We start from the raw sequence: 20,472 nt of genomic DNA, 5'->3' as shown, positions 1-20,472 counted from the left end.
CGCCGGGGAGGAGCGGTCGGCTACTCGACCCGGAACGACTGCTCGGCCACCCGGACCCACGATCCGCGCGGGACGACGTACCGTCGGCCCGGCTCGCAGCGCAGCGGCGCGGCATCCGGTCGATCCACGATCGTCCCGTTGCCCGAATAGCGGTCGGACACCCACAGGTCGCCCTCGAGTTCGCCGAACTCGACGTGCGTCTTCGACACCGAGAGCGTGCGATCGGCGATCTGCACGAGGTGGTCGAACGACTCCCCCGGTTCGGGGATCGGGCGGCGGCCGATCAGGCCCCGACCGGACACGCGCCGCACCTCGCCCGTGCTGAAGGTCAGCGTGAACTCCGCGCTGTGCGCGAACAGGGGCGCGACCGGCTCGGGCGGAACGTCCGCCGCTGCCGCGCGGCGCGACGCCGTCGTCGAACTGCCGCATTCGCCGCAGAACATCGCCCCGTCCGGCAGATCCGCGTCGCAGGTCGTACACCTCACCGACGGCCTCCTCTCCGCGAGCCAGCGTACCCGCCGAGCGATCGGAGGGAGACGGTCGCGCGGAGCCGGTCGCGACGTCGGCGTTCGCCGGCCAACTGCTCCTCGAGCGCCTCGACCTCGCGCCAGATCTGCTCGTCGGCGCCCTCGACGCCCTCCGGCGCGAAGAGCGCCCGATCGACCGCGGCCGCGATCGCGAGGGGTCCGAGGCCGCCGACCGAGGCCGCCTGCTCGGCCCTCGTGGCCGAGGGCCGGACCGGGTAGCCGTAGTCGATCGCGGTGTCCGCGAACTCCCGCCAGGCCCCGTCGATCCGGTCGACCGGCGACGGCGCCCGACGGCGGATGCGCCGCCGCCGGAGCTTGGCGACCACGATCGCGGCGAACGGGCTCGCGAGCACGCCGAGCACGAGCAGCCCGAGCCCGACCCAGCCGATGCCGCGGCCCAGCACGTCGAGCCACGTGTCGGCGGGATCGTCGCCCGTGTCGCCGCCGATCTCCTCCTCGGGCTCGGCCTCCTCGACGGGGGTCCGGTCGGCCGGCGGCGGCACCGCCGACTGCGGCCGGGACACGACGGCCGGCTCGTCGGGCTCCTCCTCGGGGACCGGGCGCACCTCGGGGTTCGGATCGATCTGGCGCCATCCGCCGTCGGCCGTCTGCACCTCGATCCACGCCTGCCGGTCGGAACCCCGGAAGACCGTCTGCCCAGCGGCATCCGGTTCGCGCCCGGCCGCCTCGTCTCCCGCGGGGGTCCGCAGGTAGCCGACCACGACGCGCGCGGGGAAGCCGATCTCGCGCGCGAGCAGGGCCGCGAGCACCGCGTACTGCTCTCCGTCGCCCACCATCGGGCGAGCCGTGACGAACTCGGTCAGCCGGTCGAACGAATGCCCCGCACGGCTGGGCGCCTCGTCCTCGCCGCCGTGGCTCACGTAGCCGTCGGTGCGGATGCCGCTGATGAGCGCCGCGAGCCGGGGCCCGGGGTCGAGCGACGCGGGGGCCCACTCCTCGAGGCGCTGCGCGAGGCGCTCGGGCAGCGCGGGCGTCTCGGGCAGGACGCTCGTGCCCGGTGCGAACCCGGCGATGTCGGCGATCGGCGACGGCGCGACCGCCGCCGCCGCGTACGCGTCGCCCTCCGCGAGGCCGGTGGCGACGGCGCCCGTGCCGGTCACGTCGTTGTAGACGTACCCCTCGGACAGTTCGGCCGCGCGCGGCCCGCTGAACGAGATCCGCTCGAGTCGTCCGACGCCCGGCACCCACACGTCCGAGTAGCCCAGGACCCGGACGCCGAGATCGACCCCTTCGCCGACCGCCTGGGACTGGTCGAGCCGGTACGGCACGCGCGCGAAGCGGCCCGAACGGCCGGTCGCCTCGCCCCCGCCGACGGTGTACACGATGCCGTCGTACGTGTCGAGCGCGGCCAGCCGCAGGCCCGTGCCGGGCGGCAGCCCGGTCACGTCGAGCATCACGGCGTCGGCGACCGGGTCGTCGAACGCCGTCCGGAACCCCGCGAGCGGGCTCACGAGGTCGCGCGGTTCGAACGGCGGCTGCAGCTCGCTGCGCACGACCACGCGCGGCGCCGGGGGGATGGCGGCCGCGGCGAGCGACCCGCCCGCGACCGCGACCGCGAGGATCGCGGCGGCGCCGACCACGCGACGCGTGCCGACCACGACGGTCTCGCCGCCGGCGTCGAGGCCGAGCTCCTTCCGGCGCGCGACGGCGACGCGGACGAGCCAGGCCGCGGATGCCACGAGGAAGGCGAATCCCTCCGGCAGCGCGGCGTCGTTGCGGACCGCGCCGAAGGCGATGCCGGCGACGAGCAGCAGCCCCGGCGGGAGGATCGCGGCCGCGGGCGCCCGGGTCCGCAACGCGATCGTCGCGGACGCCCCGGCCGAGAACAGCGCGAGCAGGAACGGCGGGACGAGCAGCGACTGGTAGGAGCCGACCGGGACGGAGATGGTCACGAGCTGCTTCCAGCTCATCCAGGTCCCCGTGACCAGGTCGACGAGGCCGCCGGGGGTCGGCACGATGCCGAACAGCGCCTGCGTCGGCACCGCCGCGGGCACGCCGAGTACGAGGTAGGCCCCGGCGAGCGCGACGACGACGACCCAGCCGGGCCATGCCCGGTACGCGCCCACGATGCCGATCGCGAGTCCGGCGCCGACCGCGACCGCGACCGCGACGACGAAGGCCGCGCTCTCGTAGACGGGCCACCAGGGGGCGGCCGCGGCCGCGTGGAGCGCCGTCAGCAGGAGGACCACGAACACGAGCGCGACGGGACGGGGAAGGGGCGGCACCGACGGCGCGCCCCGACGCGGCGGCGGCGGCGTGCGACGCACGAACGCACCGAACCGTCGCGGAGCGCGTTCCGCGACGCGACGCCCCGTCGTGGCCGGCATCAGGCCGCCCTGCTCGAGCGCGCGAGCATCGCGCGCAGGTCCTCGAGGTAGCCGATGCCGAACACCGTCAGGCCGCCGACCTGGCGCGCAGTCGCCGTGCCCTCCGGGCTGCACCGCACGGCGAGCGTCTCGACCGCCGCCGGCAGCCGCGCCGCGGCGGCGCGGAGCGCGGTGACCCCGCGCCCGCTCCCGCTGACGAGGACGACCAGGGAGAGCCCCGACATGGTCTCGCCGCCCGCGCGGGCGACGTCCTCGATGGGTGCCGCTCGTTCGTCGACCTCGACGAGGCAGAGCGCGTCGAGGAGCCGGTCGCGACTCACGGTCGGCAGTTCGACCGTACGACCGTCGTGGTGCTCGAGCCCCGACACCAGGAAGGCGAGGTTCCGCGCGTCGCGGATCGCGCGGACCCCGACGGAGGCGGCCGCGCTCACGGCGAGCTCGAACTCCTCCGCGTCGACGTACGCGGCCGGGTCTAGGTCCAGGACCACCATGAGCCGGCTCCGGCGGGTCTCCTCGAACTGGCGGACCATGAAGGTCCCGGTCTTCGCCGAGCTGCGCCAGTGGATGTGCCGCCGGTCGTCCCCTGGCAGGTACTCGCGCAGCGCGTGGAACGCGATGTCGCTCGCCGTGAGGTCCTTGGTCGGGGACCCCTCGAGGTCGCGCACGAACCCGCTGCTCAGCGCCTCGATCGGCACCACCCTCGGGTGGATGTGCAGGGTGTGCGCGCCCGTCCAGACGATCTCGCGCCGTACGACGCCGATCGGGTCGGCGCGGACCGATCGCACCGGGCCCACGGCGACCACCCCGCGGCGGCTCGTCGGGATCGACACCTCCGCGTGGAGCGAGGTGCCCCTCGCGAGCGCCGGGATGGCCCGCTCGATGCGCCGGTCGCCGACCTGCAGCTCGGCGAGCATGCCGAGCACCCGCTGGCGGCCCGGGTTCTCGGCCGTGATCCGGGCCTCGGCCCGATCGCCCACCATGACCCGCGGCGTCGACAACTCGAGGCGGATCGCCGCGGCGCCGCGACCGACGAGCCAGAGCAGCGCGACCGCGAACACGATCGCGAGCCCCCAGCCGAGGGCGATCAGCTCGCGCCATCCCCAGGTGTACCCGGCGGCCAGGGACGCGGCCGCCGCGATCGCGACGCACCATCCGACGCGCGTGACGACCGACTGGAGCCCGCGCGCCGTCTCGGCGGACCGGCCGATCGCCCGGTCGCCGTACCCGACGAGTCGCCGGATGCCGGCGGCGAGCAGGCCCTCCCGACTCGCGTCCGGGAGCGCCCTCCGCGTCTCGGGCGCAGCGCTCACACGGCCTGCCTCGTGGACGGCGGGGGCGTCTCGATGAGCACCTGCGCGACCACGCTCGACGGCGTGACGCCGTCGAACTCGGCTTCCGGGTCGAGGATGAGCCGGTGGCTCAGCACGGGCTCCGCGAGCGCCTTCACGTCGTCGGGGACGACGTAGTGGCGACCGCGCCCCGCGGCGTGCGTCTTCGCCGCGCGGATCAGCGCGAGCGCACCGCGCACGCTCACGCCGAGCCGGACCTCGCGCGCGGACCGCGTCGCCTCGATGAGTCGGGACACGTAGTCGTGGATGGTGGGGTCGACGAACACGGTGCGCGCTCGCGCGGCCATCGCGACGACCTCGTCCGCCGACAGCTGGGGCTCCACGATGTGGGCGTGCGCGCGCTGGTCGGCGCCCTCGAGGATCCGGATCGTCGACGCGTGGTCCGGGTACCCGATCGAGCTGCGCATGAGGAAGCGGTCGAGCTGCGCCTCGGGCAGCCGGTAGGTGCCGGCCTGTTCGATCGGGTTCTGGGTGGCGATCACCATGAACGGATGCCCCACCGGGTGCGTCTGCCCGTCGACCGTGACCTGGCCCTCCTCCATCACCTCGAGCAGTGCCGACTGGGTCTTCGGGCTCGCGCGGTTGATCTCGTCGGCGAGCACGATGCTCGCGAAGACGGGGCCGGGGTGGAAGTCGAACGCGCCCGTGCGCTGGTCGTACACCGTGACGCCCGTGATGTCGCCCGGCAGCAGGTCGGGCGTGAACTGCACCCGGTTGCTCGTCCCGGCGACGGACTGCGCCATGGCGCGCGCGAGCGAGGTCTTCCCGGTGCCGGGGACGTCCTCGAGGAGCAGGTGCCCCTCGCTGAGGAGGGCGGTGAAGGCGAGCCGCACCACGCGGTTCTTGCCGAGCAGCACCTCCTCGACCGCCGCGACGAGTCGATCGAGGTCGGCCGCGAACCGGGCCGCCTCGTCAGGGGTCATCGTCATCTCCGGGCTCCTCTACCTGCCGTACACCGTCGCCGTGACGCCGGCGACCTCGACATCCAACCAGACCCCGCTGCCGTCGCCGGAACCGGTGACCCGGCAGCGGGTCGTGTCCTCGGCGGGCCCGCCGGATTCGCCGATCGCGCCGCAGCGGTACACCGCGGGCAGCCCGGAGTTGTCCGGGTCGGCCGCCCACGACCACTCGCGGTCCCGATCGTTCCAGGACAGGCCCGGCACGTCGAACGTCAGCGAGGGCGAGGACCCGTCGGGCATCGCGGCCGACCACGGGCCGCAGATGCCCCAGGGGGCGCACGCGCGCACCTGGAACCGTGCGGTCGCGCCGTAGGGCTGCGCGAGCAGGTCGCGTAGCCAGCCGGACCCGGAGAAGCTCCGCGGGGCGCCGATCTGGGCTCCGCCGGCGTCCACGGCGACGATCTGCACCGTGCGCGCGTTCGTGCCGACGCTGTCGATGCGGCGGTCCCAGATGGTGTCGTTGCGCCAGTCCATCGTGGATGCGACCGAGTCCACCGGGCCGGGCGGCGGTCGCACCGTCGCCTGGGCGATGTCGGTGTGGGTGCAGGCCGCGCGGTTCCAGCCCCACACGACGAAGCCCTGCTGACCGGCGTTCCCGCCGCTGAACGCGAACGTCATGGTCGTCGTCGCGGCATCCGTGGCGATCGTCTCGGCGACGTTGCCGCCCGCGGCCGGGGGGATCAGGGAACCCGGGGCCGGCGAGGTGACCGAGCACGCCTGCGGTCCGCTCGGGAACGAATGGTCGCCGGGGACGAGCCGCTGCACGAAGTACCCGCCGATGGCGTCGCCGTTCGCGTCGAACGGCGCCCACGAGACCGTGACGGTCCCGCTGAGGTCGTCGGCCACGGCCGACACGGCGCCCGGGATCGGCGCGCCGAACGGCATCCCGTTCGCGGTCGCCTCGTTCCACACGGCGAGCGCGGGGTACGCCTGGTTGCGCGCGCTGACCGAGACCGTGGTCAGGCTGCCGTTCGGGATCGGCTGCGACTCGATGACGCACTGCGTCGCCGTGCACGCGGTCTCGGGCGAGACCTCGACCGCGACGCCCGCGACGGTCACGACGTACGACCGCACGCTGCTGCCGGGTCCGACGCGGACGGGCGACCAGGAGACCCCGAGGCGGCCGTCGAGCGGCTGGACCGCGAGGTTCGCGGGAGCGGCGGGGATGATGTCGCTCCAGACCGGGTTCGGGAGCGTCACGCCCGCCGACGGTCCGATCTGGTTCCGAGCGGTCACCCGGACGATCACGCCGTTGGACTGGCCGTTCCCGGGCGTCGAGACCGAGCAGGTCGTCGCCTGGCAGTCCGCGCCGCCGACGATGGCGCCGCCCGCCGGGTCGACCAGGTCCACCCGGTACCCGGTGATCGGCGAGTTGTTGGCGCCGCCCGCGGCGAAGGCGAGGTCGATCCGCCGGTCGTCGAAGCCGACCAGGCGCAGGTCGCCGACCGGGTCCGGGCGATCCTGCACCGAGATCACGACCGTGCCCCACGCGTACCGTTCGGCAACCCCGGTGGCGTCCGCGACCTGATAGCGCACGGTCGCGTTGACCGGCGGCGTGTCGGCCGCGGCCGTCACGATCAGGGACGACCGGTCGTCTCTCGCCTGCACGCGGAGCCCCGCGGGGAGGCTCGCGTCGTCGATCCCGCTCACGGTGACCACACGGAGGGGCCGATCCGGGAACGGGTTCCCGGCCTCGTCGTTCGCGAGCACGTCCACGACCGTGCGGTCGCCGCGCGCCGCGACCGCGAAGTCGTCCACGGGCCGCGCGATCGGCCTGGTCGACGGCACCACCCGCAGGTCGATCGACCCCTGCGTGCCGGCGACCGAGCCGTCCGAGATGGCGATGAGGATGCGCCCGGTCTCCTTGACCGGGGTGCTCTCGGCGGCGGTCACGACGAGCTTCGTCCCGGTGAGCTCAGCCGAGAACCCCCGGCTCTGCTCGACGATGCGGTACGCGAGCCTCGTCGTCGACGGGTTCGCGGTCGTCGTCAGCAGCACGAGGTCGAGGGTCTTCGACTGCCCGGGCTGGATGTCGATGACGGTCCCGTCGAACCGCGGCGGCTGGTCCTCCGCGGGGAGCACCTGGATCGGGATCACGATCGTCCCCGTGCGCGCATCGGGATCGGAGCTGTTCTGTCCGTCGGTCGCCGTGAACGACAGCGCGGCGGGCCCGAAGTAGCCGGGCGCGCTGCGGAACCGGAGGGTGTCGCCGTCGACGACGAGGTCGGACTCGTCGGAGTGGGTTGCCGTCACGCTGCCCGGATCGGCGATGCGGACGGGCTTGCCCGACGCCGCGATGACGAAGTCCTCGAGGGCGATCTCGATCTCCTCGCCCGTCTTCACCCGCAGGTCGGGGGCGTCGGTGCGCAGCTGCGGCAGCGCGTCCTCGCGGCCGGGGACCCAGACGAACGCGTACGCTGCGTTGGTCGCGTCGTCGGGGTGGCTGAACCGGACCGGGATGATCTGCCGGCGGTCCTGCACGCGGACCCGGACGCTGCCGTCCGCGAGCACCCTCGCGCCCTCGCCGTAGCCTTCGACGATCTCGACGCCGGCCTCGCCGACGGGCGCATCGGCGATGTAGAGGTTGCGGAGCACGTCGACGTCGACCGTGTCGCGATCGAGGATGTCCGTGAGCGTGAGCACCGTGTCGGCCGCCTCCGGCCGGGCGAGCGGCGCGGCCGCGCTCGTGGTCACCTGGAGGAACGCGGACGCCGTGAGTCCGCGCTCGTTGCGCACCACGTACTGGAAGCCGAAGGTGTCCTCGCGGTCCGGAAGGCGGACGAGGAGGAGGTCCCCGTCGACCTCGGCCGTCGTGTCCTCGGTGGGGGCGACGGCCTGGGCGAGCGAGAGCGCGCCGCCGTCCGGGTCGGAGTCGTTGGCGAGGACCCGGACCGCGATCGTCCGACCCGGCCGCGCGAGGACCTCGTCGGTCAGCGCGATCGGCGACGAGGCGGGCCCGCTCCGCTCCGCGATGCCGACGCGGATCACGCCGATGGCCTTCTCGCCGAGCGCGTCGACCACGGCGTAGCGGAAGGTGTCGGTGCCGGACGAGTAGGCGGTCGCCTCGTACTCGAGCCAGGTCGCGCCGCGATCCGTCACGACGCCGAGTTCCGGGCTCGTGTCGAGGCCGAGGAGCTCGACGGAGTCGCCGTCTGCGTCGACGCCCCTCAGCGGGATGTTGATCCGGACGGACTCGCCCGCCAGCGCGCGGGCGCTCACCTCCGCCGGGACGGGCGGGGCGTTCGTCTCCGGGTCGGCCGCGCGCACCGAGATCGTGACGCGCGCGGTCGCGTACTGCCCGTCGGGCGCATCGACCCGGTACTCCGCGAGGTAGTCCCCCGGCTCATCGGGTGCGAAGTAGCGCAGGCGGTCGCCGGTCGAGAACAGGAGGCCTTCCTCCGGTTCCTGCACGAGCACGGGTGCGACCTCGATCGGCTGCCCGTCCGGGTGCTCGTCGTTGCCGAGCACGTCGATGTCGATGACGTCGCCGACCCTCGCGGAGGCGCGGTCCTCGTTCGCGACCGGTGGCGCGTTCACGGCCGGCGGCTCGACCTCGATGAGGGTCACCCGCCCCTCGGCCTCCGCCACGCCGTTGCTGACGATGTACCGGAGCTCGGCCGAACCCGCCTCGAGCGGGCTCCCGAGCGTGACCCGGAGCAGCCCGTGCTCGACGATCTCGGCCTGCACGGCGACGTCCCGGGCATCGACCGTGAACCGCGTGATCACGAGCACGCCGCCGGTCGGGTCGATGTCGCCCGCGAGCACGTCCACCTCGCCCGGCTGCCCGACCCGGAGGAACGCCGTGTGCGGCACGGTGATGGGCGTCGTGTCGCGCTCGGGCGGCGCCGACACCTCGACCCGGATGAGCCCGGTCGTCGTCTGGCCGCCATCGGCGACCGAGTACTCGACCAGGTGCGTCCGCGGCACGTCGCTGGAGAAGCGGATCGTCCCGCCGTCGAAGTCGGGCAGCAGCTTCACGTCCGAGGACGTCGTGGGCACCGCGGTCAGTCGGGGGTGGCCGGATCCGCCGCGCACGTGGCGGAGCGGCTCGAGCTCGACCTCCTCGCCCGCGGTCGCGAGCACCACGAAGGGGTCCGCGACGAGCGGCGCCTCGCCGGGTGCGCGCACGTCGACGCGCAGCTCGCCTGTGCCCTCGCTCCGCCCGTCGGACACGACCAGCCCGACCGACCGGATCGAGGGCGTCCCGGTGAGCTCGTCGAACACGACGACGCCGTCGGGCGAGAACGTGACGCGGTCGGGCGCGTCGACCGATGCCGACCGCAGGTACATCGGGTCGCCGTCCGGGTCCACCCACTCGCCGAGGACGGGCACCGTGAGCCGCGCTCCCGTCTGGACCGCGGAGGTCGGGCGGCGCTGCTGCACCGGTTCGCCGTTGTCGTCGGGGCCGCGGATCGCGACCGAGACCTGGGTGGAGTCCGCGTTGCCCTGGCCGTCGGTGATGGTGTAGCCGAAGGAGACCGGATCCGTGATCGACGGGTCGAGCGTGATCTGCAGCACCTGGCGGTCGGCGACGGGCACGACGGTCACGCCCTCGGGCAGCACGCCGTCGACCGATGACACGACGAGCACGTCGGCGTTCACGTCGTAGTCGTTGAGCAGCACGGGGAGCAGGGTCGAGCGGCCCGGGCGCGCGCCGAAGTCGTCGGGCGTCGCGACGGGCGGCTGCTGGCTCCGCTCCACGGTCGGGTCGGGGTCCGCCTCCTGGCTCTCGACCGTCTGGTCGTCGCGGATCGTCGCGAGCAGGTCGTCCCAGTTGTCGATCGGTCCGTAGTCGTCGGAGGCGGCCCAGGTCCGACCGGTCGCCGGGTCGTTGAGCACGAGCACCTGCCCGTTCGCGCGGAACGCGAACGAGCCCCCGGCCGAACCGATCGAGAACCGTCGCACGTCGTCGCCGCACCGGCGCCAGGCGACGCCGTCGGTCCAGGCCTCGTGGAGGCATCCGTCGTGCACGACCGGCTGCGCGGGCGATCCGGTGCGGCCGTCCTCGAGGATGGCCGGCGCCCGCCCGTCGATCGGGACGCTGACGAGCCGTTCCGAGGTCGCGATCACCACGGCGTCGCCGGTCGAGGATGCCGCCTGGAGGACGGGGGTCGCGTCCGTTCCGAGCAGCTCGGCAACGTCGATCGTCCGGTCCGCGAGCACGAGCTCGCCGAGCTCCGAGTCGAGGATCGCCCAGTGACCGCCGACCGAGGTCAGCTGCACCGCGGCGCCCTCCTCGACCGGATGCTCGTCCCACTGTTCCGTGACCGCGGTCCGGGCGTCCACGCGGATCCGGGACACCTCGCCGGAGTGCGGGACGTAGGCGAACGCGGTGCCCGCGTCGTCGATCGACATCAGCGTGCCCGAACCGAACGAGAGCGCGGGATCGGAATCCGCGTCGAAGTCCGTGAACTGGTCGATCGGCGTGGTCCAGATGTCGCCGTCCGCGGAGATCACGACGCGGTCGTCGGCGAGGTCGAGCCGGGTGTCCTCGCCCGGCACGAAGATCGACTTGACGACCACCGCGTTCGCCGGGTCGACGATGCCCACCGCGGCGCGCGCGGTGTCGTGCACGAGCACGGTCGCGCCGCGCTGGACGATCTCGGTGCTGGTGGCCCCGGTGTCGATGAGCGAGGTGAGCTCGTGCACCGCGGTGCCGGCGCGGCCGACCGCCTCCAACCCGTCGTTGACGACCCACACGCTCCCGTCGCCGAGGTCGAGGGCCTCCTCCGCGTAGCCGCCCGAGACCACCGCGGCGGCGCCGACCGCGACCACGGCGACGACGGTCGCCGCCGCCGTCACCAGGCCGGATCGCGTCCCGTACGCGAACCGCCCGGCCATCAGCCCGTCTCCCCCACCGCGACGCAGCGCTCGGGGCTCTCGGCGCCGGTCCGGCCCGCTCGGACCACGCGGACCGTGGCGCAGGTGCGCGTGCCGGGCTCGGCCTCGAGGCGCAGGCTCGTCGCCCGCTGCGCGGGCACGTCGATGCCGTCGACGCGCACGAGGTACGCGTCCGCGTCCTCGATGCCGGGATCGATCCACGAGAACACGACGGCCGCCCCGTCCACCTCGCCGTCGACCTCCTGCACCACCGGGATGCCGCGCTCGGCCGTCAGCGTGAGGGTGACGCCGACCGCGACGAGCCCCAGGACGAGGGCCCCGGCGAGCCCCACCCCGATCGCGATGCGCCGGCGCGCCGACGAGGACTCGTCCTTCGCAGGAGCCGACGCCGAGCTCCGGGGGCCGGTCGCGACCGCCGGTGCGCCTGCCGCGGACTGCCGCCGGCGCCGCCGGTCGGGCGCGGCCGAGGAGATCGAGTACCCGCCGCTGACCTTGGTGCGGTCGTCGATGTCGAGTGCGGTCGCCTGCGCCCAGTCGTCGAGCGCGACCTCCGCCGGGGTCTGGGCGAGTCCGAGCTCCTCCTCGACGCCCTGGAGGTCGCGGATGAACTCCATCGCCGACGCGTGGCGGGCCGACGGGTTCCGGCTCATGGCCCGCGCGAGCACGGCCTCGAGGCTCGCGGGCACGTCGGCGCGACCGGTCGCGGGCAGGCGGGCCCGCTCGATCCTGCGGATGAGCGCGCCGGAGCTGTTGTCGCCGCCGACCACCTCGAACGGGCTCCGGCCGGCGAGCAGCGAGTAGACCGTCGCTCCGAGCGACCACACCTCGGTCGCGATCGTGCCCGCGGTGTCGTCGCGGACGACTTCGGGCGCGGACCACGGGATCGACAGCCCGACCGATTCGTTCGACGCGGATTCGCCGAGCGTGGCCGCGATGCCGAAGTCGGCGAGCACGGGGTGGCCGTATGCGGTCGTGAGGATGTTCGACGGCTTGATGTCGCGGTGCAGGACGCCCTCGCGGTGGGCGGTCTCGATGGCGCTGGCGATGCGCACGCCGATCGAGAGTGCCTCGCTCAGTGGGACCTGCACCGCGCGGTAGCGCTGCGCGAGCGAGGACGAGCAGTACTCCATGACGAGGTAGGGCCGGCCGTCGGCGGACACGCTCGCCTGGTGGACGGTGAGGATCGACGGATGCCCCGAGAGCTGGGCCATGAGGTTCGCCTCGGCCTGGAACATCTGGCGGACGTCGTCGTTGACGAGGTCGGCGAGCAGCACCTTCACGGCGACCAGTCGCCGCGGCATGTTCTGCTCGTAGAGGAAGACGTCGGCGAAGCCGCCCGATCCGAGCACGCGGACGAAGCCGAACCCGGGCAGGGTCGGGGGCGTCGACGGAAGTCGCCTCGTCACGATCCTCCCCTGGGCCTCGTCGGATCCGGGAACTCGGCGAGCCTCGGCAGTGCCCGGTTTCCCTCATTGTAGGGACGGCGTTCCCGAGAACACCGGGAGGGCCCCGCTTCGTGACCGGAGCGATGCAGAGCGCTCGGCTCAGTCGCGCACCACCGAGATGACGTCGAGCACCACCACGGTGACGTTGTCCCGGCCGCCGTTGCCGAGCGCGGCCTCCACCAGCGCCCGCGCAGCCCGTTCCGGCCGTGTCTCGGAGGTGAGGAAGTGCCGGAGGCCGTACGAGGTGAGTTCCTTGGTCAGCCCGTCCGAGCAGATCAGGAGGCGCATGCCGGGTTCGACCGCGATCGCGCGATAGTCGGGTGCGGGCGTCTCGTGGAAGCCGACGGCTCGCGTGATGACGTTCGAGTGCGGGTGCGTGTCGGCCTCGTCGCGCGTGATCTGGCCGGCGTCGACGAGTTCCTGGACGACCGAGTGGTCGACCGTGAGCTGTTCGAGCACGCCGCCGATGAGCCGGTACACGCGCGAATCGCCGATGTTGAACACGACCCACGCGGGTTCGCCGGAGATCTCGGTGAGCGCCACCCCGGTGACCGTGGTGCCGCTCCCCTCGTCGGTCACGCCCACGCCGCGGTCCATGTCCTGAACGGCCAGCGTGAGCGCCTGGTCGATCTCGGGCGTTCCGACGGTGGGCCGTCCGCCGTGCTCGGCGAGCCTCGTGACGACCGCGGCGCTCGCGAAGTCGCCGGCGGCGTGGCCGCCCATGCCGTCCGCGACGACGAACAGCGGTGCCTGCGCGAGGAAGCTGTCCTCGTTGATCGCCCGGCGGTTGCCGATGTCGGTCTCGGCCGCCCACGCGAGCGTGACGACCGCGCCGCCGGGAAGCTCCACCCGGTGGCGGGCGTTGCCGTTGCCGATCTGGGTCACGCGGGGGCCTGTCTGTCGCGATCGTCCTGTGGATCGATCCGGGGTGGGAGGATCTCGATGATCGTATCGCCTCCCAGCCGGAGGAGCGTCCCGGGGCTGACGACGATGGACTCGCCCGAGCGCATCCGGTAGCTCCGCACGCCGCGCCGGACCTCGACGCCGTTGGTCGACCGCAGGTCGGTCGCCACCAGTCGACGTCCCTCGGCGCGGAGTTCGAGGTGCGAGCCCGACACCGACGCCGACGCGCCGGGGATGGCGACGAGTTCGACGCCGTCCTGGCCCGCACGCGAGCCGAGCGGCTTGCGGCCGAAGACGACCCGGACCGATCGGATGTCCCGGACCGCCCCACCGTCCAGGCGATAGCGCATGACGACCCGACCCGGCGTCGGTTCGGATTCGGGTTCGTCGGCCGCATCGATCGACGGCCTCGGCCCACCCGCCACGCGCGTGTCCGCGTCGGCGAATCCCCGCCGCCGGCCGTCGAGCGCGGACGGGGACTCCCATTCGACCGAGGTCGCGCGTCCCGGCAGGCCGGTGCCCTGGAGGATCTCGGACGATCGGTCCGCGGCCGGCCGCAGGGAATGCGCTCCGACGGTCGAGACGCGCAGCGCGCCGACCTCGGCGAACTCGGCGAGTCGCCATGGATGGACCTCGCCGGCCTCGAGCCGACGGTCGCCGGATCCCGTCTCGAGGTCCACCGCGGCCGCACCGCGCACGACCAGGGTCACCTCGCCGGGATCGCCGACGGGATCGGGCCACCAGACGAGGCCGACCGCATCGCTCGGGCCGCCCGCGGGCGGCATCGACGCGACGAGGGACTCGAGGCTCGCGCGGTCGTCGTCGGCGAGGCGGACGAACGCCGCGACCGAGTCGGCGGGCGCGGGCGCCTCGAGCGCGACGACGAACCGGGCTCCGGCCACGACGTCCCACTCGGGCAGGGCCGATCCGTGCGCAACCCGGATCCGTCCCTCGACCATGGCGCCAGTCTCCCACCCGCGAGGCGTCCTCGCCACGCCGCCCGGCACGGGGTGTCGCAACGCGCCACTCGGATCGGTGAGTGTCGGTTTCCGTCGTCCAGCACACCTGAATCGACGGAATCGCTTGCACGAGGCATCCTGCACTGTCATGATCGTCGGGTGACCACCGCCGCTCGTTCCGCCCAGCGTCCCACCGCACTCGATGACGTGTCCAAGGCGATCATCGAGCAGCTGCAGGCGGACGGTCGGCGGTCCTACGCCGACATCGCCAAGGCGGTCGGGCTCTCCGAGGCCGCGGTGCGGCAGCGCGTGCAGAAGCTGACCGAGTCGGGCGTGATGCAGATCGTCGCGGTCACGGACCCGATGCAGCTCGGGTTCACGCGGCAGGCGATGCTCGGCATCCGCGCGACCGGCGACACCCGGAAGCTGGCGGAGCAGCTCGCCGAGCTCCCCGAACTCGACTACGTCGTGCTCACGGCGGGCAGCTACGACATCCTCGCCGAGGTCGTCTGCGAGAACGACGACCACCTGATGGAGCTCCTGAACGCCAGGATCCGCGCCCTGCCCGGGATCCTGTCGACCGAGACCTTCGTCTACCTCCGGCTGCAGAAGCAGTTCTACAACTGGGGCACCCGCTAGGCGCCCGACCCGAAGGGATCATCATGACCGGACATGCCGACGCCGCATCGCTGCAGCAGATGGCCAAGGACCACCTCTGGATGCACTTCTCGCGCCAGTCGACGATGGAGCAGGGCGTGCCCGTCATCGTGCGCGGCGACGGGCACCACATCTGGGACATCGAGGGCCGGCGCTACTTCGACGGCCTCTCGGGGCTCTTCGTCGTGAACGCCGGCCACGGTCGCCGCCGCCTCGCCGAGGTCGCCGCGAAGCAGGCGTCCGAGCTCGCGTTCTTCCCCATCTGGTCGTACGCGCACCCCTCGGCGATCGAACTGGCCGACCGGCTCGCCGACTACGCCCCCGGCGACCTCAACCGCGTGTTCTTCTCGACGGGCGGCGGCGAGGCGGTCGAGACCGCGTTCAAGCTCGCGAAGTACTACTGGAAGCTCCAGGGCCGCCCGACCAAGCACAAGGTCATCTCGCGGTCGGTCGCGTACCACGGCACGCCGCAGGGCGCGCTCGCGATCACCGGCATCCCGGCGATGAAGGAGATGTTCGAGCCGCTGACCCCCGGCGGGTTCCGCGTGCCCAACACGAACTTCTACCGCGCGGCCGACGTCGGCGCGCCGGCCGACGACCTCGAGGCGTTCGGCCGGTGGGCCGCGAACCGCATCGAGGAGATGATCCTGTTCGAGGGCCCGGAGACCGTCGCGGCCGTGTTCCTGGAGCCCGTGCAGAACTCGGGCGGATGCTTCCCGCCGCCGCCCGGCTACTTCCAGCGCGTGCGCGAGATCTGCGACCAGTACGACGTGCTGCTCGTCTCCGACGAGGTCATCTGCGCGTTCGGCCGCATCGGCCACATGTTCGCGTGCGACGCATACGACTACGTGCCCGACATGATCACGTGCGCGAAGGCGATGACCTCCGGCTACTCCCCCATCGGCGCGACGATCGTGTCCGAGAAGGTGTACGAGCCGTTCTCGAAGGGCAGCACGGCGTTCTACCACGGGTACACCTTCGGCGGGCACCCGGTCTCGTCGGCGGTCGCGCTCGCGAACCTCGACATCTTCGAGGAGGAGGGGCTGAACGAACGCGTCCGCGAGAACTCGCCGTTGTTCCGCGCCGAGCTCGAGAAGCTGCTCGACCTGCCGATCGTCGGCGACGTCCGCGGCGACGGCTACTTCTTCGGCATCGAGCTCGTGAAGGACAAGTCGACGCGCGAGACCTTCGACGACGACGAGTCGGAGCGGCTGCTGCGCGGCTTCCTCTCGAAGGCGCTGTACGAGGCCGGGCTGTACTGCCGTGCGGACGACCGCGGCGACCCCGTGATCCAGCTCGCGCCGCCGCTCACGATCGGTCCGAGCGAGTTCCGCGAGATCGAGCAGATCCTGCGCGGCGTGCTCACCGAAGCCACCTCGCACCTGTGACGGCGGCGCGGTCGGCGCTGCGCGCCGGAACGCTGCCCCCGGGCGACCTCCGGTCGACGAGCTACTGGTTCGACGACCTGGTCGCGAGCGGCCGGGACGACCTGCGTCCGCGCTCCGCGCTGACCTCGAACGCCTGGTTCGACGTCTGCATCGTCGGGGGCGGGCTCACGGGCCTGTGGACCGCCTACTCGCTCGTGCGCGCCGACCCGAGCCTGCGGATCGCCGTGCTCGAGCGCGAGGTCGCGGGGTTCGGGGCGTCGGGCCGGAACGGCGGATGGTGCTCGGCCCTGTTCCCGCGTTCGGCGGCCTCGCTCGAGCGCACGCACGGGCGCGATGCGGCGATCCGGATGCGCCGGGCGATGGTCGACACCGTCGACGAGGTCGGCCGGGTCGCCGAGCTCGAGGGCATCGACTGCGACTACGTCCGGGGCGGGACCCTGTTGTTCGCGCGCGACGCGGTGCAGCGCGCGGGAGCCCGGGCGGACGTCGCCGAGGCGGCCGCGCTCGGCGTCGACCGTCTCGAGCACCTCGACGAGCACGTCGTCGCGGCCAGGTTCGGCGCGTCGGGACTCGACGGTCGGCCACCCGAGGCCGTGTTCGACCCGGCGTGCGCGCGCGTCCACCCCGCCAAGCTCGTCCGCGGACTCGCCCGGGTCGTCGAGCAGGCCGGCGTCGCGCTCTTCGAGCGGACCGAGGTGCTCGACTGGACCGCCGGGCACGTCCGCTTCCGCGCGCTCGACGGATCCGGGGCATCCGGCACGGTCTCGGCACGTCACGTGATCGTGGCGACCGAGGGGTACAGTGCCGCGCTGCCTCGCGCGCGGCGGCGCATCCTGCCGCTCTACTCCCTGATGATCGCGACCGAACCGCTTCCGGCCGCGACCTGGGAGGCGATCGGCATCGAGCACGGGCAGACCTTCAGCGACTACCGGCACCTGCTGGTCTACGGCCAGCGCACGGCCGACGACCGGTTCGCGTTCGGCGGCCGGGGCGCCAGGTACCACTGGGGCAGCGCGATCCGGCCCGCGTACGACCGCGTCGACTCGGTGTTCGAGCACCTCGCCGCCACGCTGCGAGACCTGTTCCCGGCGGTCGGCGACGCACGCGTGACGCACCGCTGGGGCGGTCCGCTCGGCGTCGCCCGGGACTGGCACGCCACGGTGAGCTACAACCCGCGGACGGGTGTCGGCTTCGCGGGCGGCTACGTGGGCGACGGCCTGTCGACGACCAACCTCGCCGGCCGGACCCTCGCGGACCTCGTGCTCGGCCGCCGGACGGAGCTCACCGACCTGCCCTGGGTCAACCACCGTTCGCCGCTGTGGGAACCCGAGCCGCTCCGCTTCGCCGGCGCGAACCTCGGGTTGCTCGGGATGGGCCTGGCCGATCGGGAGGAGCGGCTCACGGGCCGGCCGTCGCTCATCGCCCGCGCGATCGGCCCCCTCACCGGTCACTGAACTCGAGGCTCGACGCGCCCGAGAACGCCCACTCCGGCAGCGCGCCGGTCCCGAGGAACCGCTGCAGCAGCCCGGCCATGGGATGCCCCGGATCGGCGTCGAACGCGCGCTCGAGCAGGGCGGCCGCCGCCGTTCCCCGCCCGAGCGTCCAGGCCAGCCACGCGGCCATGCAGGCCAGGCCGGCATGGCGTTCCTGCGGTGCGTGCGCGAGCGCCGATCGGAGGATCGCGAGCCCGCGTTCGACGCGACCGACATCCGGTCGCACCGAGGAACGGCCGAGCAGGAGCCGCGCCGACATCGGGTCGTCGCGCGCCGGATCCCTCGTGAGCGACTCGTCGAGCACCGCCTCGCCGACGAGTTCGCCGAACGCGACCTGCAGCATCATCGCGTCCCGGCAGGCCGGCAGGCCCGACAGGTGCGTGAGCCACGCCAGGAGGTTCGCATCGCGCTCCGGCGCGGCGCCCCTCCGGCCTCGGCGGCGGCGCGCGACGAGGCGCTCGACGAACCGGACCGGATCGGCGTCGTCGCCGAGCACGTGGAGCAGGTCGACGAACCGGGCGGGTCCGAGCGCGGCGGCCGCATCGGCGGTGCGATCGCGATCCGGCTCGGCGGCGCGATCCGGGTCGCGCTCGGGATCGCACGCGGGGTCGCGCGCGGCGGCGCGCTCGAGGTCGCACGCGGGATCGCACGCGGCGGCGCGCTCGTGGTCGCACGCATCCGCGAGCGCGCCGAGCACCGCCGCGACCTCGTCGGCGAGCGCGACGTCGGTCGGCGGGAGGACGGCCGCGTCGTCGACCCGGCCGCCCTCGCTCGCCTGCACCGCCGGGTCGTGCCGGGCGCCGCTGGCCGAGATGCGCGAGATCGGATGCCCCGCCGCGGGCGCCTCCGTGTCGAAGGTCGATGCCCAGCCGTCCGCCGCGACCACGAACGCGTCCCGGACGAGGAATCCGGCATCCTCGGCACGATCGACGACCATGCCGACCAGTGCGCGCGCCGCGCGCGACGGGCGCGCCTCGAACCCGCCGCCCACGTAGGCGATCGGGACGAGCGCGTCGACGCCGGGCATCCGGCACAGGGTCGCGACGACCTGGCCGGCGAGCGCATCGTGGCCGGCCCCTCGCTCGGGGAGGTCGTGCCGGACGAGGCCCGCCGTGCGGTTGCCGCGGAACGCGACGCAGACGAGCGAGCGCGTCGGGAGGTAGCCCGCGAGCGCGGGGACGAGTGCGAGGAAGTCGTGCGGCGCCTCGGCGCGGATGATCCTGGTCATGCGGCCGAGCGTGGCGCGACGCGGGCGGTGCACGGTCCCGGATCGGCCTTCGGTGGACGTCGCGCAGGAGCGGGCGCCTGTCGAGGAGGACTCGTCCACGGTCGCCGACTCCTCCTCCCCAGCCCGCGGGAATCGTGCCGTCAGCCGGTGTCCGAATCCCGCCAGCCGGTGTGGGTCGGCGCGCGTACGCTCGAAGACATGACCGACCGATACCTCATCCGGCTCGCGACCCCGATCGGGCGCATCGAGCTCGTCGGCGACGACGACGCGGTGATCGCACTCAGCATCGAACGCGAGGGCTCCCTCCCCCACGACGACCTTCCCGAGCGATCCAATGCGGTGCTCGACGCGGCGCGCGGGCAGCTCGACGAGTACTTCGCGGGCGACCGCACCGAGTTCGACGTCCCCGTCCGGCTCGCCGGCACCCCGTTCCAGGAGGCCGTCTGGGCCGAACTGCGCCGGCTGCAGTGGGGCGAGGCGACCTCCTACGGCGCGCTCGCCGCGGCCGTCGGGCGACCCGGCTCCGCCCGCGCGATCGGCGGCGCCGTCGGGGCCAACCCGATCCCGATCATCGTCGGCTGCCATCGCGTGCTCGCCTCGGACGGGCGGATCACCGGCTACTCCGGCGGCGACGGGATCCCGACCAAGCTCTGGCTGCTCGGGCACGAGCGGATCGGATTCGCTGCGTGACGGCCCCGAGCGACGAGGCGCCGGTGCGGTCGGGCGACCTCGTCCTCGGCGAGGACGGTCTCGCACGCTGCGCCTGGGGCGCATCGGACGCCGAGTACCACCGCTACCACGACGAGGAGTGGGGCACGCCTCAGCGCGATCGCGTCCGGCTGTTCGAGAAGCTCTGCCTCGAGGGGTTCCAGGCGGGACTGTCGTGGATCACGATCCTGCGCCGGAGACCCGCCTTCCGGGAGGCGTTCCACGGCTTCGTGCCCGAGCGCGTCGCGCAGATGGGCGAGGATGACGTCGTCCGACTCCTGGGCGACGAACGGATCATCCGACACCGCGGGAAGATCGAGGCCGCCATCGGCAACGCGCGCGTGACCCTGGTGCTCGAGCCGCCGCTCGAGGACCTGCTCTGGTCGTTCGCCCCGGCCCCGGCCGCGGACCGCCCTCGGCGCCTCGCCGACGTTCCCGCGGTGACCCCGGAATCGACCGCGATGAGCCGCGAACTCCGCCGACTCGGGTTCCGGTTCGTCGGACCGACCACGATGTACGCGCTGATGCAGGCCTGCGGCATGGTCGACGACCACCTCGAGGGCTGTCATCGCGCGGTATCGGCCGGATGACGCGGAAGCTGCTGCAGCTCATTCGAGCCGCGCCCGCGCGCGGCGAACTGCGGTCGGTCGTGGTGGGTCGCGCCACG

Annotated in this window: 14 protein-coding genes; 5 read left to right on the top strand and 9 right to left on the bottom strand. The window is 73.6% G+C overall.

Going from position 1 to position 20,472, the window contains the following annotated elements; genetic code table 11:
• Positions 1 to 20: 20 nt before the first annotated feature.
• From ACDF64_RS11585 to ACDF64_RS11550, 8 genes are all read right to left on the bottom strand, one after another.
• Positions 21 to 485 (bottom strand): zinc-ribbon domain-containing protein, encoded by a 465-nt coding sequence (locus tag ACDF64_RS11585; RefSeq protein ID WP_394551431.1) that lies wholly within the window; start codon positions 483 to 485, stop codon positions 21 to 23.
• A complete protein-coding gene (locus ACDF64_RS11580; RefSeq protein WP_394551429.1) occupies positions 482 to 2,743 on the bottom strand; it encodes a transglutaminase family protein in 2,262 nt (753 codons plus the stop codon). The genes ACDF64_RS11585 and ACDF64_RS11580 overlap by 4 nt, the downstream gene beginning before the upstream one ends.
• A gap of 131 nt (positions 2,744 to 2,874) precedes the next feature.
• Positions 2,875 to 4,185 carry a DUF58 domain-containing protein gene (locus tag ACDF64_RS11575; protein WP_394551427.1) on the bottom strand — a complete coding sequence of 437 codons (1,311 nt, stop codon included), beginning with the start codon at positions 4,183 to 4,185 and terminating at the stop codon, positions 2,875 to 2,877.
• Complete coding sequence (locus ACDF64_RS11570; RefSeq protein WP_394551426.1) at positions 4,182 to 5,153, bottom strand: AAA family ATPase; 972 nt, start codon at positions 5,151 to 5,153, stop codon at positions 4,182 to 4,184. The genes ACDF64_RS11575 and ACDF64_RS11570 overlap by 4 nt, the downstream gene beginning before the upstream one ends.
• Positions 5,154 to 5,165: 12 nt before the next feature.
• A complete protein-coding gene (locus tag ACDF64_RS11565) occupies positions 5,166 to 11,024 on the bottom strand; it encodes an Ig-like domain-containing protein (protein WP_394551424.1) in 5,859 nt (1,952 codons plus the stop codon).
• Positions 11,024 to 12,430, bottom strand: coding sequence for a serine/threonine-protein kinase (locus ACDF64_RS11560; RefSeq protein ID WP_394551422.1), 1,407 nt, complete (start codon positions 12,428 to 12,430; stop codon positions 11,024 to 11,026). The genes ACDF64_RS11565 and ACDF64_RS11560 overlap by 1 nt, the downstream gene beginning before the upstream one ends.
• A 138-nt stretch (positions 12,431 to 12,568) precedes the next feature.
• The gene (locus ACDF64_RS11555; RefSeq protein WP_394551420.1) at positions 12,569 to 13,354 is read right to left on the bottom strand and encodes a PP2C family protein-serine/threonine phosphatase; all 786 of its coding nucleotides are present in this window, start codon (positions 13,352 to 13,354) and stop codon (positions 12,569 to 12,571) included.
• Positions 13,351 to 14,331 carry an FHA domain-containing protein gene (locus ACDF64_RS11550; RefSeq protein ID WP_394551418.1) on the bottom strand — a complete coding sequence of 327 codons (981 nt, stop codon included), beginning with the start codon at positions 14,329 to 14,331 and terminating at the stop codon, positions 13,351 to 13,353. Before ACDF64_RS11550 ends, ACDF64_RS11555 begins: the two co-directional genes overlap by 4 nt.
• 159 nt (positions 14,332 to 14,490) lie before the next feature.
• On the opposite strand from ACDF64_RS11550, the gene ACDF64_RS11545 reads away from it, so the two are divergent.
• From ACDF64_RS11545 to ACDF64_RS11535, 3 genes are read left to right on the top strand one after another with little or no spacing between them, the layout of a single operon-like run.
• A complete protein-coding gene (locus ACDF64_RS11545; RefSeq protein ID WP_394551416.1) occupies positions 14,491 to 14,970 on the top strand; it encodes an Lrp/AsnC family transcriptional regulator in 480 nt (159 codons plus the stop codon).
• A 23-nt stretch (positions 14,971 to 14,993) separates the two neighbouring features.
• Positions 14,994 to 16,376: an aspartate aminotransferase family protein gene (locus tag ACDF64_RS11540; RefSeq protein WP_394551414.1), complete on the top strand. Its 1,383-nt coding sequence runs from the start codon at positions 14,994 to 14,996 to the stop codon at positions 16,374 to 16,376.
• Positions 16,373 to 17,830, top strand: a complete 1,458-nt coding sequence (locus ACDF64_RS11535) for an NAD(P)/FAD-dependent oxidoreductase (protein WP_394551412.1) — start codon at positions 16,373 to 16,375, stop codon at positions 17,828 to 17,830. Before ACDF64_RS11540 ends, ACDF64_RS11535 begins: the two co-directional genes overlap by 4 nt.
• Here ACDF64_RS11535 and ACDF64_RS11530 read toward each other — a convergent pair.
• A complete protein-coding gene (locus ACDF64_RS11530) occupies positions 17,817 to 19,097 on the bottom strand; it encodes a DUF4192 family protein (RefSeq protein ID WP_394551411.1) in 1,281 nt (426 codons plus the stop codon). The genes ACDF64_RS11535 and ACDF64_RS11530 overlap by 14 nt on opposite strands.
• 198 nt (positions 19,098 to 19,295) lie before the next feature.
• Between ACDF64_RS11530 and ACDF64_RS11525 the strand changes: the two genes are divergently transcribed.
• Positions 19,296 to 19,787 (top strand): methylated-DNA--[protein]-cysteine S-methyltransferase, encoded by a 492-nt coding sequence (locus tag ACDF64_RS11525; RefSeq protein WP_394551409.1) that lies wholly within the window; start codon positions 19,296 to 19,298, stop codon positions 19,785 to 19,787.
• Positions 19,784 to 20,395: a DNA-3-methyladenine glycosylase I gene (locus tag ACDF64_RS11520; protein ID WP_394551407.1), complete on the top strand. Its 612-nt coding sequence runs from the start codon at positions 19,784 to 19,786 to the stop codon at positions 20,393 to 20,395. The genes ACDF64_RS11525 and ACDF64_RS11520 overlap by 4 nt, the downstream gene beginning before the upstream one ends.
• Positions 20,396 to 20,472: the final 77 nt, after the last annotated feature.

The sequence above is a fragment of the Agromyces sp. MMS24-JH15 genome, assembly GCF_043518605.1.
GTDB lineage: Bacteria > Actinomycetota > Actinomycetes > Actinomycetales > Microbacteriaceae > Agromyces.
This window is presented reverse-complemented; position numbering and strand designations above follow the sequence as displayed.